This is a genomic window from Roseomonas aerilata DSM 19363, from assembly GCF_000711725.1.
In the GTDB taxonomy this organism is placed as follows: domain Bacteria; phylum Pseudomonadota; class Alphaproteobacteria; order Acetobacterales; family Acetobacteraceae; genus Roseomonas; species Roseomonas aerilata.
In genome coordinates this window covers 1-12,858 of the sequence record NZ_JONP01000014.1, presented here as the reverse complement: position 1 = coordinate 12,858, position 12,858 = coordinate 1, and the positions used below count along the sequence as shown (strand labels likewise).

The following is a 12,858-nucleotide window of genomic DNA, read 5'->3' as shown; positions in this document are numbered from 1 at the left end:
GCAAGCGGGATCGCGGCCAAATGGGGCCGGCCGCGAAGACGGGCGATTTAGGCGCCCGGCCCCGCTGAGTCAAGCAATGCTTGCGGGAGCATCGAGAATAGCCGCGAGCTGCTTGGCGACACTGCCCATATCGGCCATGCCGTCGACGTGGTGCAGCTTGCCCTGCGCCTGGTAATAGGGAAGCAGCGGCGCGGTCTGGCGATGATAGGCGTCCAGCCGGGCGGCCACCGTCTCGGCCTTGTCGTCGGCGCGCCGGATGAACTCGTGGCTTCCGCAGACATCGCAGACGCCGGCCTGCTGGGTCGGCTTAAAGCGGTCGTGGTAGCCGGTGCCACAGGAGGCACAGGTGAAGCGACCGGCGATGCGCTCCACCAGGGCGGCGTCGTCCACCTGGAGCTCGATCACGTGGTTCAGCGCGAGGCCCATTTCGCCGAGCATCACGTCCAGCGCCTCGGCCTGTGGCACCGTGCGGGGGAAGCCGTCGAGGATGAAGCCGCCGGCGCAGTCGGGCTTCTGCACCCGCAGCGCCAGCATGGCGGTGATGATGGCATCCGGTACGAGGTCACCGCGCTCCATGATCGCGCGCGCCTCGTTGCCGATGGCCGAGCCGGACTTAACCTCGGCCCGGAGCATGTCGCCCGTGGAAATCTGCGCGATGCCGTAGCGGTCCTGGAGGGTCTTGGCCTGGGTGCCCTTACCGGCCCCAGGCGGGCCCAGGAGGATCAGGTTCATCGGCGCAGGCTTCCTCCGCGGGGGGTAACGGGGGCAGGACCGCCGCGCCCGCCGACGCGGGACTTGCGAATCAGCCCCTCGTACTGGTGGGCGAAGAGATGGGACTGCACCTGGGCCACCGTGTCCATCGTCACGGAGACAATGATCAGCAGGCTCGTGCCACCGAAGTAGAACGGCACGCCGTACTGGCTGATCAGGAACTCCGGCAGGAGGCAGACAATGCAGAGGTAAATCGCCCCCACCAGCGTCAGCCGGCTGAGAACGCGGTCGAAATACTCGGCCGTCGAGGCGCCGGGGCGGATGCCCGGCACGAAGCCGCCGTACTTTTTGAGGTTGTCGGCCGTCTCCTGCGGGTTGAACACGACCGCCGTGTAGAAGAAGGCAAAGAAGATGATCAGGGCGACATAGAGGCCCATGTAGAGCGGCTGGCCATGGGCCAGCAGCGCCGCCATGCGCGTCACCCAGGTGTCCTCCCCCTGGTTCGCCGCAAAGCCCGAGAAGGTCGCCGGCAGCAGGAGCAGCGAGGAGGCGAAGATCGGGGGAATGACGCCGGCCGTGTTGAGCTTCAGCGGCAGGTGCGTCGAATCACCGCCGAACATGCGGTTGCCGACCTGGCGCTTGGGGTACTGCACCGGGATCTTTCGCTGGGCGCGCTCCATGAAGACCACGAAGGCGATGACGGCGAGTGCCAGGAGCAGGAAGAAGAGAATGAAGAAGGGGCTGAGGGCCCCCGTCCGGCCCAACTCCAGGGTGGAAACTAGCGCGTGCGGCAGGTTGGCCACGATGCCCGCGAAGATGATCAGCGAGATGCCGTTGCCGACCCCCCGGGCCGTAATCTGCTCGCCCAGCCACATCAGGAACATCGTTCCGCCGACGAGCGTGGTGATGCAGGAGACACGGAAGAACAGGCCTGGATCGAGCACCGCCGCCCCGAAGTTGCCGCGCATGCCCTCCAGCCCGATCGCAAGACCGTAGGCCTGGAAGAAGGCGATCACGACGGTCAGGTAGCGGGTGTACTGGTTGAGCTTCTTCCGCCCGGACTCGCCCTCCTTCTTGAGGGCCTCCCAGGAGGGGATGGCGGCCGACATCAGCTGCACGATGATCGACGCCGAGATGTAGGGCATGATGTTCAGGGCGAAGACGGTCATCCGACCGAGCGCGCCGCCGGTGAACATGTCGAACATCCCGAGGATGCCGCCGCCGTGCTGAGATAGGATCTCGGCCATGACGGCCGCATCCACGCCCGGAACGGGGATGTAGGTGCCCAAGCGGTAGACCAGCAGGGCGCCCAGGGTGAACCAGAGCCTGCTCTTCAGCTCGGTCGCTCGCGAGAGCACGCCGAGGTTGAGATTGGCCGCGAGCTGCTCGGCGGCGGACGCCATGGGAATGCCCTCTCTTACGACTGCGGCGCCGGCGGATTTTACCCGCGGCGCCGCAGAAAGGTCCAATGATCAGTTAGCGGCGCCAGCCACCGGCATCAAGCAGCCGGCGCTTCCTCGGTCGCAGCCTCGCGCACGGTGACGCTGCCACCAGCGGCTTGAACCGCCTGAACGGCCGCCGCAGAGGCACCGGCCACGGAGATGGTGACCGGGCGGCTGATCGCGCCCTTCGCCAGCAGGCGGACGCCCGCCTTCTTGCCGACGCGAACCAGCCCGGCCTTCACCAGCGCCGCCTCATCGACCGTCTCACCGGCCGGGAGGACACCGGCCTCAAGCGCCTTCTCGATCGTGCCGACGTTGATCACGGCGTACTCGATGCGGAAGATGTTCTTGAAGCCGCGCTTCGGCAGGCGGCGGTACAGCGGAAGCTGACCACCCTCGAAGCCGTTGAGCGAGACGCCCGTACGGGCCTTCTGGCCCTTGACGCCGCGCCCGCTGGTCTTGCCCTTGCCGGAGCCGATGCCCCGGCCGACGCGCTTGAACTTCGGGCGGGCGCCCTCGTTGTCGCGCAGTTCATTGAGCTTCATGGTTCAGCCCACCTTCACCAGGTGCGCGACCTTGCGGATCATCCCCCGCACGGCAGGGGTGTCCTCGAGCTCACGCGACCGGTTCATCTTGTTCAGCCCGAGGCCGATCAGCGTCTCGCGCTGGCCGGGCTTGCGGCCGATCGGCGACCCGGTCTGGGTCACCTTCACGGTCTGCTTCGTCGTCTCAGACATTGGCGGCCTCCGCCGTCGTCTCCGCACCGCCGCGGGGCGGGTTGGGGAGCAGGTCGGCCACCTTCTTGCCGCGCCGGGCCGCAACCGCCCGGGGGGAGGTGCAGCGGGCGAGGCCGGCAAAGGTCGCCTTGACCATGTTGTGCGGGTTCGTGGTGCCCGTGCACTTCGCGACGACGTCGCCCATGCCCAGCACCTCGAAGACGGCGCGCATCGGGCCGCCGGCGATGATGCCGGTGCCGGCGGGCGCCGCCCGCAGGATCACGCGGCCGGCGCCGAACTCGCCGATCACGTCGTGGTGCAGCGTGCGGCCCTCGCGCATCGGCACCCGGATGAGGCCGCGCTTGGCCCGCTCCGTCGCCTTGCGGATCGCCTCCGGGACCTCGCGCGCCTTGCCGGCGCCCCAGCCCACGCGGCCCTTCTCGTCACCGACCACGACCAGGGCGGCGAAGGAGAAGCGACGGCCGCCCTTCACCACCTTGGCGACGCGGTTGATGGTGACGAGCTTGTCCTTGAACTCGTCATTCTCGCGATCGGCGCCACGGTTGTCGCGGTTGTCGTCGCGGCGGCCACGGCCGCGGCGGCGGTCGGCGTCGCCGCCCTCGCCACCCGGACGCGGCGCGTTGGAACGCGGTGCGTATGCCATTCTATCGGCTCCTCAGAACGACAGCCCGCCCTCACGGGCGCCGTCCGCCAGGGCCTTGACCCGGCCATGATAGATATAGGGACCGCGGTCGAAGACCACCTCGGTCACGCCGGCTGCGAGCGCGCGCTCGGCCACCAGCTTGCCGATGGCCGACGCCGCGTCGAGGTCGGCGCCCGTACGGCCGGCCTCGCGGACCGTCTTCTCCAGGGTGGACGCGGCGGCGAGCGTGCGGCCCGCCTTGTCGTCGATCACCTGGGCGTAGATGTGGCGGCCGGAGCGGTGGACGGAGAGGCGCACGCGCCCCGCGCCCTTTAGCTTGATCTGGTAGCGCGTGCGCGAACGGCGACGCTGCGTCAGTGCGAGCTTGTTCGACATTACTTCTTCTTACCCTCCTTCCGGAGGATCGTCTCGTTATCGTACTTGATGCCCTTGCCCTTGTAGGGCTCGGGACCGCGATACGCCCGGATCTCCGCCGCAACCTGGCCGACGCGCTGCTTGTCGGCACCCTCGACCTTGATGGCCGTCGGGCGCTCGGTCGTGATCTTGATGCCCTCGGGGATCGCGTAGCGGATCTCGTGGCTGTAGCCGAGGTTCAGGACAAGCTCCTTCCCCTGCACTGCCGCGCGATAACCGGTGCCCGTGATCTCCATGGACTTCGTGAAGCCCGTGGAGACGCCCGTGACCATGCTGTTGATGAGGGAGCGCGTGGTGCCCCACATCGTGCGGGCCGCGCGGTCATCGCCGCGGGGCGCCACGGCGACTTCGCCGTTCTCGATGGTGACGTCCACCTTCTCCGTGACCGGAAGGCGCAGCTCGCCGAGCTTGCCCTTCGCCACGACCGTGCCCGCCTCGAGCGTGACGGTCACGCCCGAAGGAACCTTCACCGGATACTTACCGACGCGAGACATGTTCCCTGCCCTCCGTCAGAACACGCGGCAGAGGACTTCGCCGCCGACATTGGCAGCGCGGGCCTCGAGGTCGCTCATCACCCCGCGGGGCGTGGAGAGGATGGAGATGCCGAGACCGTTGTAGATCTTCGGCAGTTCCTTGATCTTGGAGTAGACCCGGCGGCCCGGCTTGGACACGCGGGTGATCTCCTTGATGGCGGGCTCCCCCTCGGCGTACTTGAGCTCGATCTCAAGCACCTTGATGCCGGGACGAAGCTCTTCGCCGCGGTAGCCGCGGATGTAGCCCTCGCGCTTCAGGACGTCGAGGACGTCGGAGCGCAGGCGGGAGGCCGGCGAGACCACGCGAGACTGACGCGCGCGGAGGCCGTTGCGAATGCGGGTGAGCATGTCACCCAGCGGATCGGAAAGCTGCATTTGTGCTCTCCTCCCTTACCACGAGGCCTTGGTGAGGCCGGGAATCTGACCGCTGGACGCGAGATCCCGCAGCATGTTCCGGCTGAGCTGGAACTTGCGATAGTTGCCGCGGGGACGACCGGTCAGCTCGCAGCGCAGGCGCACGCGGACCTTCGCCCCGTTGCGCGGCAGCTGCGCCAGCTTCAGGGTCGCCTCGAAGCGATCCTCCACCGGCAGCTCGCGGTTCATCACGACCTTCTTCAGAGCAGCCCGCTTGGCCGCATGAGCGGACGAGAGGTGCTTGCGCCTGTTGTTCTTCTCGACTGACGAAGTCTTTGCCATTCGATCAGTATCCTCCGGAACCTGTCCGGACCCGGCGAAGTGCGCCGGCCCGGTGGTTTTCCAAGACTAGTTGACGAAGGGAAGCCGGAAGCCCTTCAGCAGGGCCTTCGCTTCCTTGTCCGTCTTCGCCGTCGTGACGAAAACGATGTCCATGCCGCGGATGGCCTCGACCTTGTCGTAGGCGATCTCCGGGAAGATGATCTGCTCCTTCAGGCCCATGGCGTAGTTGCCACGGCCGTCGAAGCCCTTGCCCGAAATGCCACGGAAGTCGCGGACGCGCGGCAGCGCGATGGTGACCAGCCGGTCCAGGAACTCGTACATCCGGGCGCGCCGCAGCGTCACCTTCGTGCCGATGGCCTGGCCCTCGCGGATTTTGAAGCCGGCGATCGCCTTCTTCGCCTTCGTCTTGACGGGCTTCTGACCGGCGATGACGGTCAGCTCCGCGACGGCGGCGTCGAGCTTCTTCTGGTCGCCCGCGGCTTCGCCGACGCCCATGTTGATCACGATCTTCTCCAGCTTCGGAACCTCCATCGGGTTCTTGTAGCCGAATTCCTCGATCAGCGCCTGACGGATCGAGGCGAAGTATTCCTGCTGCAGGCGGGGCTGCTCGCCCGCGACGTTCTCGCCGCGGACCTTCTCCTGCGTGTCGCTCATGCGATCACCTCGCCGGAGGCCTTCGCCACCCGGACCTTCTTGTCACCGTCCATGCGGAAGCCGACGCGGGTCGGCTTGTCGCTCTTCGGGTCGATCACCGCCAGGTTGGAGAGGTCGATGGACGCCTCCTTCTCCTGGATGCCGCCGGGCTGGTTCATGCCCTGCGGCTTCGTGTGGCGCTTGACCATGTTCACGCCCTGCACGACGGCGCGGTTCGTCTCCGGGGAGACGGACAGCACCTCGCCGCGCTTGCCCTTGTCCTTGCCGGTGAGGACCTGAACGCGATCGCCCTTGCGGATCTTCGCAGCCATCACAGCACCTCCGGAGCCAGGGAGATGATCTTCATGTACTTCCGGGCGCGCAGCTCGCGAACGACCGGCCCGAAGATGCGGGTCCCGATCGGCTCGTTCTGCTTGTTGATCAGAACGGCCGCGTTGTTGTCGAAGCGGATGGCGGTGCCATCAACCCGGCGCACGGGATAAGCGGTGCGGACGATCACGGCCCGGTGGACCTCGCCCTTCTTCACCTTGGCGCGGGGAATGGCGTCCTTGATCGAGACGACGATGATGTCGCCGACCGAGGCCGTCTTCCGCTTGGAGCCGCCGAGCACCTTGATGCACTGCACCTTGCGCGCACCGGAGTTATCGGCGACGTCGAGGTTGGATTCGACCTGGATCATGCGCCCTGCTCCTCGGGCAGCACGATGTTCTCGAGCAGCTCATAGGCGGCCGGGCGGGCAACCGCCTCGCCGTTGCGCTGGACCACGAGCCAGGACTTGCGCTTGGAGATCGGACGGCACTCCTCAATGGAGACCGTGTCGCCCTCGCGGCACAGGTTGGTGTCGTCATGCGCGGCGTACTTCTTCGAGCGCCGGATGAACTTCTTGTAGAGCGGGTGCATGATGCGACGCTCGACCAGGACCGTGACGGTCTTGTCCTGCTTGTCGCTCGTTACCCGCCCGGTGAGGACGCGCTTCGGCATGTGCCGCGGTCTCCTCTCTCAGGACTTCTGGGATGTGCGGGCCTGCTGGCCCAGCACGGTCTTAACACGGGCAATGTCCCGGCGCACAGCCCGGATACGCCCCACGGCCTCCAACTGGCCGGTCGCCCGCTGGAAGCGCAGGTTGAACTGCTCCTTCCGGAGGTCGAGCAGCATGGTCTTCAGCTCGTCCGCGGTCTTGGCGCGGACATCCGCGATCTTCGTCATCGATCAGGCCTCCGCCGCGCCCAGACGGGCCACGACCTTCGTCTTGATCGGCAGCTTCGCAGCACCCAGGGCCAGCGCCTCGCGCGCGGTCTCCTGGCTGACGCCGTCGATCTCGAACATGATGCGGCCCGGCTTGATCCGGACCACCCAGAACTCGGGCGCGCCCTTGCCCGAGCCCATGCGAACCTCGGCCGGCTTGGAGGAGACGGGCACATCCGGGAAGATCCGGATCCACACGCGCCCCTGGCGCTTCATCGCGCGGGTGATCGCGCGGCGGGCCGCCTCGATCTGCCGGGCGGTCACCCGCTCCGGCTCAAGCGCCTTCAGGCCATAGCCGCCGAAGGAGAGCGTGAACCCACCCTTAGCGTTGCCCTTGATGCGGCCCTTATGGGCCTTTCGATACGTCGTGCGCTTCGGCGACAACATGTTGCGTGTTCCTCAGTCCGTCGCTCAGCGCTGCGGCGCCTGCTCGGCGGCGCGCTTATCCTGGGCCATCGGGTCATGGCCAAGGACCTCGCCCTTGAAGATCCAGACCTTCACGCCGCAGGTGCCATAGGTGGTCTTCGCGGTCGCGACCCCGAAGTCGATGTCGGCGCGGAGCGTGTGCAGGGGCACACGACCCTCGCGGTACCACTCCATGCGGGCGATCTCCGCCCCGCCCAGGCGCCCGCCGCAGTTGATGCGGATGCCGCCGGCACCGAGGCGCATGGCCGACTGAACCGCACGCTTCATCGCGCGGCGGAAGGCCACGCGGCGCTCGAGCTGCTGCGCGATGCTCTCGGCCACCAGGGTGGCGTCCAGCTCGGGCTTGCGGATCTCGACGATGTTCAGCGAGACCTCCGCCCCGGCCATCTTCGCCAGGTCCTTGCGGAGCTGCTCGATGTCCGCGCCCTTCTTGCCGATCACGACGCCCGGGCGGGCGGCGTGGATCGTCACCCGCGGCTTCTTGGCCGGACGCTCGATCACCACCTTGGCCACGCCCGCGCCCTTGAGGCGGTCGCGCAGCGTGCGGCGCAGCTTCAGGTCGTCATGGAGCAGGCCGGCATAGTCGGCGTCGCCGGCGTACCAGCGGCTGTCCCAGGTGCGGTTGATGCCGAGCCGGAGCCCGATCGGATTGACTTTGTGACCCATCTTACGCGGCCTCCTCGGCCACCGGCGCCGGCTGCTGCTCGGCGACGACGATCTTCAGGTGGCTGAACCACTTCTCGACGCGCGCCGCCTTGCCGCGACCACGCGCCTGGAAGCGCTTCATGACGATCGAACGGCCCACCTCGACGCGCGAGACCACCAGCTTGTCGACATCGAGGCTGTGGTTGTTCTCGGCGTTGGCGATGGCGCTCTCGAGCGTCTTCTTCACCGTGTCTGAGATGCGGCGCTTGCTGAAGGTCAGCGTGGCGACAGCATCCTGGGCGCGGCGGCCGCGGATGAGGCCGGCCGCGAGGTTCAGCTTGCGCGGCGACACCCGGATGTTCCGGGTGACGGCCTGGGCCTCGCTGTCGGCGAGGCTGCGCTCGTGCTTCGGCTTGCTCATCTCAGCCCCGCTTCGCCTTCTTGTCCGACGAGTGGCCGGTGAAGGTGCGCGTCGGCGAGAACTCGCCGAACTTATGGCCCACCATGTTCTCGGACACCTGGACGGGGATGAACTTCTTGCCGTTGTAGACGCCGAAGACCAGCCCAACGAACTGCGGAAGGATGGTGCTGCGGCGGGACCAGATCTTGATGATCTCGTTCCGGCCGGAGTTCCGCGCCGTCTCCGCCTTGTTCAGCAGGTAGCCGTCGACGAACGGCCCCTTCCATACGCTGCGCGACATCGCGGTCAGCCCTTCTTCGCAGTGCGGCGACGGACGATGAGACGGTCCGTGCGCTTGTTGGTGCGGGTCTTGTAACCCTTGGTCGGCTTGCCCCAGGGGGTGACCGGATGACGGCCGCCCGAGGTCCGGCCCTCACCACCACCGTGCGGGTGATCGACCGGGTTCATGACGACACCGCGGTTATGCGGACGGAAGCCCATCCACCGGCGGCGCCCGGCCTTGCCGAGCTGCTGGTTGGAATTGTCCGGGTTCGACACCGCACCGATCGTCGCCAGGCACTCGGCGCGGAGGAGCCGCACCTCGCCAGACATCAGCTTTACCTGGGCATAGCCGGCATCCTTGCCAACCAGCTGGCAGTAGGTTCCGGCCGAACGGGCGATCTTCGCGCCGGCGCCGGGCTTCATCTCCAGCGCGTGGACGATCGTGCCAACGGGGATGGAGGCCAGCGGCATAGCGTTGCCGGGCTTGATATCCACGCGCTCACCGGCGATCACCTGGTCACCCGCCTTGAGGCGCTGCGGCGCGATGATGTAGGCGAGCTCGCCGTCCTCATACTTGAGGAGGGCGATCCAGGCCGTGCGGTTCGGATCGTACTCCAGCCGCTCGACCGTCGCCGGCACGTTGAACTTCGTGCGGCGCTTGAAGTCGACGTAGCGGTAGGACTGCTTGTGTCCGCCGCCACGGAACCGAACGGTGGTACGGCCGTGGTTGTTGCGGCCGCCGGAGTGGCTCTTGCCCTCCGTCAGCTGCTTGACCGGCTTGCCCTTCCAAAGCTCGGACTTGTTGACCAGCACCGTGCCGCGGAGGCTCGGCGTGACCGGCTTGAATTGCTTGAGCGCCATGGCTTACGCGAGCCCCGTCGTCAGATCGATGCTCTGGCCCTCGGCCAGGCTGACGATCGCCTTCTTCCAATCGGAGCGCTGGCCGGGACGGCCGCGGAACCGCTTGGACTTGCCCTTCACCACCACCGTGTTGACAGCGGTGACGTTCACGCCGAACAGCGTCTCGACGGCGGCCTTGATCTCAGGCTTCGTGGCGTCGAGCGTCACCTTGAAGGTGACCTGCCCGGTCTCGTTCAGGACGGTCGCCTTCTCGGTGATCACCGGGGCAACGATCAGCTGGTACATCCGCTCGGGCGTGACGACCGGCTTCTTGGTCTGCGTGCCGCTCACGACAGGCGCTCCTTCAGGGCCTCGACGCCCGCCCGCGTGACCGCGAGCACGTCGTGGTGGAGGATGTCATAGACGTTGGCGCCCACCGTCGGCATCACCTGGAACTTCGGCAGGTTGCGCGCGGCGCGCACCAGGCCCTCGTCCGGGGTCGCATCGAACACCAGGGCGCTGGTCCAGCCGAGCGCCTTGAGCTGAGCCGCAAGCGTCTTCGTCTTCGCGCTCTCGCCCGGAGCGGCCGCGTCGAGGATGAAGAGCTTGCCCTCGGCAGCCTTCTGGCTGAGGGCGCTGATCAGGCCCAGGCGGCGGACCTTCTTCGGCAGGCTGTACTCGTGGCTGCGCACGACCGGGCCGTGGACCACACCACCGGTGCGGAACTGCGGCGCGCGAAGCGAGCCCTGACGAGCATTGCCGGTGCCCTTCTGGCGATAGGGCTTCTTCGTCGTGCCCGACACCTCGCCCATGCCCTTCACCTTGTGGGTGCCGGCACGGCGCTTGGCGAGCTGCCAGTGAACCACGCGCGCCATAATGTCGGCGCGCGGCTGGGCCCCGAAGACCTCGTTCGGGAGCTCGATCTCGCCGGCCTCGGCGTTATCGAGGGTGATGACCTTGATCTGCATCGCTCGATCCTCAGGCCGCGGCCGTCGGGTACGGCGCGTCGGCGTGACGCTTCCGCTTCACGGCGTCGCGCACCATGACCCAGCCATTGGCGGCGCCCGGAACGGCGCCCTTGATGAAGAGGATGCCGCGCTCAACATCGACGCCGGCCACTTCCAGGTTCTGGGTGGTCACACGCTCGACACCGAGATGGCCAGCCATCTTCTTGTTCTTGAAGACCTTGCCCGGATCCTGACGGTTACCGGTCGAGCCGTGCGAACGGTGGCTGATCGACACGCCGTGTGACGCCTCGAGGCCACGGAAGTTCCAGCGCTTCATCGCGCCGGCGAAGCCCTTGCCCTTCGTCACGCCGGTGACGTCGATCTTCTGGCCCTTGACGAAGTGCGCAGGGGAGAGCTTGGCGCCCGCCTCCAGCACCGCGTCCTCGGCCGTGCGGAACTCCACCACCTTCATCGGCGCCTCGACGCCGGACTTGGCGAAGTGGGCCTTGTTCGGCTTGGAGACGTTCTTCGCCTTCGCATGCCCCGCGCCCAGCTGCACGGCGGTGTAGCCGTCCTTGTCGGCGGAGCGCACCGCCACGACGCGAACGTCATCCACGTGCAGCAGCGTCACCGGCACGGTGGAGCCGTCGTCGTTGAAGAGCCGGGACATGCCCAGCTTCCGGGCGATCAGGCCAGTGCGGCCATCTTTCGCGGCCATGGTGTATGCGCCCCTCAGACTCAGATCTTGATTTCGACATCCACGCCCGAGGCGAGGTCGAGCTTCATCAGCGCGTCCACGGTCTGCGGGGTGGGGTCGACGATGTCGAGAAGGCGGCGATGAGTCCGGATCTCGAACTGCTCGCGCGACTTCTTATCGACGTGCGGAGAACGGTTCACGGTGAACCGCTCGATATGCGTGGGCAGCGGGATAGGACCCCGCACCCGCGCACCGGTCCGCTTCGCGGTGTTCACGATCTCCCGCGTGCTGCCATCCAGCACGCGGTGATCGAACGCCTTGAGGCGGATCCGGATGTTCTGGGCGTCGGCGGCCATCTTACTTCTCGATGCTCGCGACGACGCCGGCGCCGACGGTGCGGCCGCCCTCGCGGATGGCGAAGCGCAGGCCCTGGTCCATGGCGATCGGCGCGATCAGCTCCACCGTCATGGCGACGTTGTCGCCCGGCATCACCATCTCCACGCCCTCGGGCAGCTGCACCACGCCCGTCACGTCCGTCGTGCGGAAGTAGAACTGCGGCCGGTAGTTCGTGAAGAACGGCGTGTGGCGACCGCCCTCCTCCTTCGTCAGGATGTAGGCCTCGGCCTTGAACTGCGTGTGCGGCGTGATCGCGCCGGGCTTGGACAGAACCTGCCCGCGCTCCACGTCCTCGCGCTTCGTGCCGCGCAGCAGGGCCCCGATGTTGTCGCCCGCCATCCCGCTGTCGAGCAGCTTGCGGAACATCTCGACGCCCGTCACCGTCGTCTTCACGGTGTCCTTCAGGCCGACGATCTCGACCTCCTCGCCCACCTTGATGATCCCGCGCTCAACGCGACCGGTCACCACCGTGCCGCGGCCCGAGATCGAGAACACGTCCTCGACCGGCATCAGGAACGGCAGGTCCACCGCGCGCTCGGGCTGCGGAATGAAGGCGTCCACCGCCTCCATCAGCTTCAGGATCGCCTGCTCACCGATCTCCGGCTGCTTGTCCTCGAGCGCCATCAGCGCCGAGCCGTGGATGATCGGAATGTCGTCGCCCGGGAACTGGTAGGACGACAGCAGCTCGCGAACCTCCATCTCGACCAGCTCCAGCAGGTCGGGGTCCGCCATGTCCACCTTGTTCAGGAACACCACCAGCGCCGGCACGCCGACCTGGCGCGCCAGCAGGATGTGCTCGCGCGTCTGCGGCATCGGGCCGTCCGCCGCCGACACCACCAGGATCGCGCCGTCCATCTGCGCGGCGCCCGTGATCATGTTCTTCACGTAGTCGGCGTGGCCAGGGCAGTCCACGTGCGCGTAGTGGCGGTTCGCCGTCTCGTACTCCACGTGCGCCGTCGAGATCGTGATCCCGCGAGCCCGCTCCTCGGGAGCCTTGTCGATCTGGTCGTACGCCGTGAACGACGCACCGCCCGTCTTGGCCAGAACCTTCGTGATCGCCGCCGTCAAGGACGTCTTGCCGTGGTCCACATGGCCAATCGTGCCAATGTTGCAGTGCGGCTTCGTCCGCTCGAACTTCGCCTTACCCATG

General features: G+C 67.2%; 24 protein-coding genes. All 24 read right to left on the bottom strand.

Features of this window, described 5'->3' with window-relative positions:
• Nucleotides 1-69: 69 nt before the first annotated feature.
• The 24 genes from BO39_RS16640 to tuf all read right to left on the bottom strand — a co-directional run bounded on the left by BO39_RS16640 (nucleotide 70) and on the right by tuf (nucleotide 12,857).
• A complete protein-coding gene (locus BO39_RS16640) occupies nucleotides 70-732 on the bottom strand; it encodes an adenylate kinase (RefSeq protein ID WP_043835421.1) in 663 nt (220 codons plus the stop codon).
• On the bottom strand, nucleotides 729-2,114 hold the full coding sequence (secY, locus tag BO39_RS16635; RefSeq protein ID WP_043835418.1) for a preprotein translocase subunit SecY: 1,386 nt from the start codon (nucleotides 2,112-2,114) through the stop codon (nucleotides 729-731). The genes BO39_RS16640 and secY overlap by 4 nt, the downstream gene beginning before the upstream one ends.
• Before the next feature lie 95 nt (nucleotides 2,115-2,209).
• Nucleotides 2,210-2,698, bottom strand: coding sequence for a 50S ribosomal protein L15 (rplO, locus tag BO39_RS16630; RefSeq protein WP_043835416.1), 489 nt, complete (start codon nucleotides 2,696-2,698; stop codon nucleotides 2,210-2,212).
• 3 nt (nucleotides 2,699-2,701) lie between these two features.
• On the bottom strand, nucleotides 2,702-2,890 hold the full coding sequence (gene rpmD / locus BO39_RS16625; protein ID WP_043835414.1) for a 50S ribosomal protein L30: 189 nt from the start codon (nucleotides 2,888-2,890) through the stop codon (nucleotides 2,702-2,704).
• A complete protein-coding gene (gene rpsE, locus BO39_RS16620) occupies nucleotides 2,883-3,533 on the bottom strand; it encodes a 30S ribosomal protein S5 (protein WP_043835413.1) in 651 nt (216 codons plus the stop codon). Before rpsE ends, rpmD begins: the two co-directional genes overlap by 8 nt.
• A 12-nt stretch (nucleotides 3,534-3,545) precedes the next feature.
• Nucleotides 3,546-3,908 (bottom strand): 50S ribosomal protein L18, encoded by a 363-nt coding sequence (rplR, locus tag BO39_RS16615; protein WP_043835410.1) that lies wholly within the window; start codon nucleotides 3,906-3,908, stop codon nucleotides 3,546-3,548.
• Complete coding sequence (gene rplF, locus BO39_RS16610; RefSeq protein WP_043835408.1) at nucleotides 3,908-4,441, bottom strand: 50S ribosomal protein L6; 534 nt, start codon at nucleotides 4,439-4,441, stop codon at nucleotides 3,908-3,910. Before rplF ends, rplR begins: the two co-directional genes overlap by 1 nt.
• A gap of 15 nt (nucleotides 4,442-4,456) precedes the next feature.
• Nucleotides 4,457-4,855, bottom strand: coding sequence for a 30S ribosomal protein S8 (gene rpsH / locus BO39_RS16605; protein WP_043835406.1), 399 nt, complete (start codon nucleotides 4,853-4,855; stop codon nucleotides 4,457-4,459).
• Nucleotides 4,856-4,870: 15 nt separating this feature from the next.
• Nucleotides 4,871-5,176, bottom strand: coding sequence for a 30S ribosomal protein S14 (gene rpsN / locus BO39_RS16600; RefSeq protein ID WP_043835405.1), 306 nt, complete (start codon nucleotides 5,174-5,176; stop codon nucleotides 4,871-4,873).
• 66 nt (nucleotides 5,177-5,242) lie between these two features.
• Entirely contained in the window at nucleotides 5,243-5,830 is a 588-nt protein-coding gene (rplE, locus tag BO39_RS16595; protein WP_052402210.1) for a 50S ribosomal protein L5, read from the bottom strand.
• Nucleotides 5,827-6,141, bottom strand: a complete 315-nt coding sequence (rplX, locus tag BO39_RS16590) for a 50S ribosomal protein L24 (protein ID WP_043835403.1) — start codon at nucleotides 6,139-6,141, stop codon at nucleotides 5,827-5,829. The genes rplE and rplX overlap by 4 nt, the downstream gene beginning before the upstream one ends.
• The gene (gene rplN, locus BO39_RS16585) at nucleotides 6,141-6,509 is read right to left on the bottom strand and encodes a 50S ribosomal protein L14 (protein ID WP_043835401.1); all 369 of its coding nucleotides are present in this window, start codon (nucleotides 6,507-6,509) and stop codon (nucleotides 6,141-6,143) included. The genes rplX and rplN overlap by 1 nt, the downstream gene beginning before the upstream one ends.
• On the bottom strand, nucleotides 6,506-6,811 hold the full coding sequence (gene rpsQ, locus BO39_RS16580) for a 30S ribosomal protein S17 (protein ID WP_043835399.1): 306 nt from the start codon (nucleotides 6,809-6,811) through the stop codon (nucleotides 6,506-6,508). Before rpsQ ends, rplN begins: the two co-directional genes overlap by 4 nt.
• 18 nt (nucleotides 6,812-6,829) lie before the next feature.
• Nucleotides 6,830-7,036, bottom strand: a complete 207-nt coding sequence (gene rpmC, locus BO39_RS16575) for a 50S ribosomal protein L29 (protein ID WP_043835397.1) — start codon at nucleotides 7,034-7,036, stop codon at nucleotides 6,830-6,832.
• Between the two features lie 3 nt (nucleotides 7,037-7,039).
• Entirely contained in the window at nucleotides 7,040-7,462 is a 423-nt protein-coding gene (rplP, locus tag BO39_RS16570; protein WP_043835395.1) for a 50S ribosomal protein L16, read from the bottom strand.
• Between the two features lie 24 nt (nucleotides 7,463-7,486).
• Nucleotides 7,487-8,167 (bottom strand): 30S ribosomal protein S3, encoded by a 681-nt coding sequence (gene rpsC, locus BO39_RS16565; protein WP_043835393.1) that lies wholly within the window; start codon nucleotides 8,165-8,167, stop codon nucleotides 7,487-7,489.
• Between the two features lies 1 nt (nucleotide 8,168).
• The gene (gene rplV, locus BO39_RS16560; protein ID WP_043835391.1) at nucleotides 8,169-8,567 is read right to left on the bottom strand and encodes a 50S ribosomal protein L22; all 399 of its coding nucleotides are present in this window, start codon (nucleotides 8,565-8,567) and stop codon (nucleotides 8,169-8,171) included.
• A gap of 1 nt (nucleotide 8,568) precedes the next feature.
• Nucleotides 8,569-8,847 carry a 30S ribosomal protein S19 gene (rpsS, locus tag BO39_RS16555; protein WP_043835390.1) on the bottom strand — a complete coding sequence of 93 codons (279 nt, stop codon included), beginning with the start codon at nucleotides 8,845-8,847 and terminating at the stop codon, nucleotides 8,569-8,571.
• A gap of 5 nt (nucleotides 8,848-8,852) precedes the next feature.
• Nucleotides 8,853-9,689, bottom strand: coding sequence for a 50S ribosomal protein L2 (gene rplB / locus BO39_RS16550; RefSeq protein WP_043835388.1), 837 nt, complete (start codon nucleotides 9,687-9,689; stop codon nucleotides 8,853-8,855).
• 3 nt (nucleotides 9,690-9,692) lie between these two features.
• Nucleotides 9,693-9,974: a 50S ribosomal protein L23 gene (locus BO39_RS16545; protein WP_043835639.1), complete on the bottom strand. Its 282-nt coding sequence runs from the start codon at nucleotides 9,972-9,974 to the stop codon at nucleotides 9,693-9,695.
• A gap of 41 nt (nucleotides 9,975-10,015) precedes the next feature.
• Nucleotides 10,016-10,636: a 50S ribosomal protein L4 gene (rplD, locus tag BO39_RS16540; protein WP_043835386.1), complete on the bottom strand. Its 621-nt coding sequence runs from the start codon at nucleotides 10,634-10,636 to the stop codon at nucleotides 10,016-10,018.
• 10 nt (nucleotides 10,637-10,646) lie between these two features.
• A complete protein-coding gene (gene rplC / locus BO39_RS16535; protein ID WP_043835385.1) occupies nucleotides 10,647-11,333 on the bottom strand; it encodes a 50S ribosomal protein L3 in 687 nt (228 codons plus the stop codon).
• Between the two features lie 20 nt (nucleotides 11,334-11,353).
• Complete coding sequence (rpsJ, locus tag BO39_RS16530) at nucleotides 11,354-11,668, bottom strand: 30S ribosomal protein S10 (RefSeq protein ID WP_043835383.1); 315 nt, start codon at nucleotides 11,666-11,668, stop codon at nucleotides 11,354-11,356.
• Nucleotide 11,669: 1 nt separating this feature from the next.
• Nucleotides 11,670-12,857 carry an elongation factor Tu gene (gene tuf / locus BO39_RS16525; protein ID WP_043834338.1) on the bottom strand — a complete coding sequence of 396 codons (1,188 nt, stop codon included), beginning with the start codon at nucleotides 12,855-12,857 and terminating at the stop codon, nucleotides 11,670-11,672.
• Nucleotide 12,858: the final 1 nt, after the last annotated feature.

What these genes read in the sequence shown, in the direction of transcription:
- rplC (WP_043835385.1), bottom strand. Translation starts at nt 11,333, where the DNA reads ATGGCCGCGAAAGATGGCCGCACTGGCCTGATCGCCCGGAAGCTGGGC.
- rpsE (WP_043835413.1), bottom strand. Translation starts at nt 3,533, where the DNA reads ATGGCATACGCACCGCGTTCCAACGCGCCGCGTCCGGGTGGCGAGGGC.
- rplE (WP_052402210.1), bottom strand. Translation starts at nt 5,830, where the DNA reads ATGAGCGACACGCAGGAGAAGGTCCGCGGCGAGAACGTCGCGGGCGAG.
- secY (WP_043835418.1), bottom strand. Translation starts at nt 2,114, where the DNA reads ATGGCGTCCGCCGCCGAGCAGCTCGCGGCCAATCTCAACCTCGGCGTG.
- rplF (WP_043835408.1), bottom strand. Translation starts at nt 4,441, where the DNA reads ATGTCTCGCGTCGGTAAGTATCCGGTGAAGGTTCCTTCGGGCGTGACC.
- BO39_RS16640 (WP_043835421.1), bottom strand. Translation starts at nt 732, where the DNA reads ATGAACCTGATCCTCCTGGGCCCGCCTGGGGCCGGTAAGGGCACCCAG.
- rplN (WP_043835401.1), bottom strand. Translation starts at nt 6,509, where the DNA reads ATGATCCAGGTCGAATCCAACCTCGACGTCGCCGATAACTCCGGTGCG.
- tuf (WP_043834338.1), bottom strand. Translation starts at nt 12,857, where the DNA reads ATGGGTAAGGCGAAGTTCGAGCGGACGAAGCCGCACTGCAACATTGGC.
- rpsN (WP_043835405.1), bottom strand. Translation starts at nt 5,176, where the DNA reads ATGGCAAAGACTTCGTCAGTCGAGAAGAACAACAGGCGCAAGCACCTC.
- rpsC (WP_043835393.1), bottom strand. Translation starts at nt 8,167, where the DNA reads ATGGGTCACAAAGTCAATCCGATCGGGCTCCGGCTCGGCATCAACCGC.
- rplR (WP_043835410.1), bottom strand. Translation starts at nt 3,908, where the DNA reads ATGTCGAACAAGCTCGCACTGACGCAGCGTCGCCGTTCGCGCACGCGC.
- rplD (WP_043835386.1), bottom strand. Translation starts at nt 10,636, where the DNA reads ATGCAGATCAAGGTCATCACCCTCGATAACGCCGAGGCCGGCGAGATC.
- rpsS (WP_043835390.1), bottom strand. Translation starts at nt 8,847, where the DNA reads ATGTCGCGCAGCGTATGGAAGGGGCCGTTCGTCGACGGCTACCTGCTG.
- rpsQ (WP_043835399.1), bottom strand. Translation starts at nt 6,811, where the DNA reads ATGCCGAAGCGCGTCCTCACCGGGCGGGTAACGAGCGACAAGCAGGAC.
- rplO (WP_043835416.1), bottom strand. Translation starts at nt 2,698, where the DNA reads ATGAAGCTCAATGAACTGCGCGACAACGAGGGCGCCCGCCCGAAGTTC.
- rplX (WP_043835403.1), bottom strand. Translation starts at nt 6,141, where the DNA reads ATGGCTGCGAAGATCCGCAAGGGCGATCGCGTTCAGGTCCTCACCGGC.
- rpmD (WP_043835414.1), bottom strand. Translation starts at nt 2,890, where the DNA reads ATGTCTGAGACGACGAAGCAGACCGTGAAGGTGACCCAGACCGGGTCG.
- rplP (WP_043835395.1), bottom strand. Translation starts at nt 7,462, where the DNA reads ATGTTGTCGCCGAAGCGCACGACGTATCGAAAGGCCCATAAGGGCCGC.
- rpsJ (WP_043835383.1), bottom strand. Translation starts at nt 11,668, where the DNA reads ATGGCCGCCGACGCCCAGAACATCCGGATCCGCCTCAAGGCGTTCGAT.
- rpmC (WP_043835397.1), bottom strand. Translation starts at nt 7,036, where the DNA reads ATGACGAAGATCGCGGATGTCCGCGCCAAGACCGCGGACGAGCTGAAG.
- rplB (WP_043835388.1), bottom strand. Translation starts at nt 9,689, where the DNA reads ATGGCGCTCAAGCAATTCAAGCCGGTCACGCCGAGCCTCCGCGGCACG.
- rpsH (WP_043835406.1), bottom strand. Translation starts at nt 4,855, where the DNA reads ATGCAGCTTTCCGATCCGCTGGGTGACATGCTCACCCGCATTCGCAAC.
- BO39_RS16545 (WP_043835639.1), bottom strand. Translation starts at nt 9,974, where the DNA reads ATGTACCAGCTGATCGTTGCCCCGGTGATCACCGAGAAGGCGACCGTC.
- rplV (WP_043835391.1), bottom strand. Translation starts at nt 8,567, where the DNA reads ATGAGCAAGCCGAAGCACGAGCGCAGCCTCGCCGACAGCGAGGCCCAG.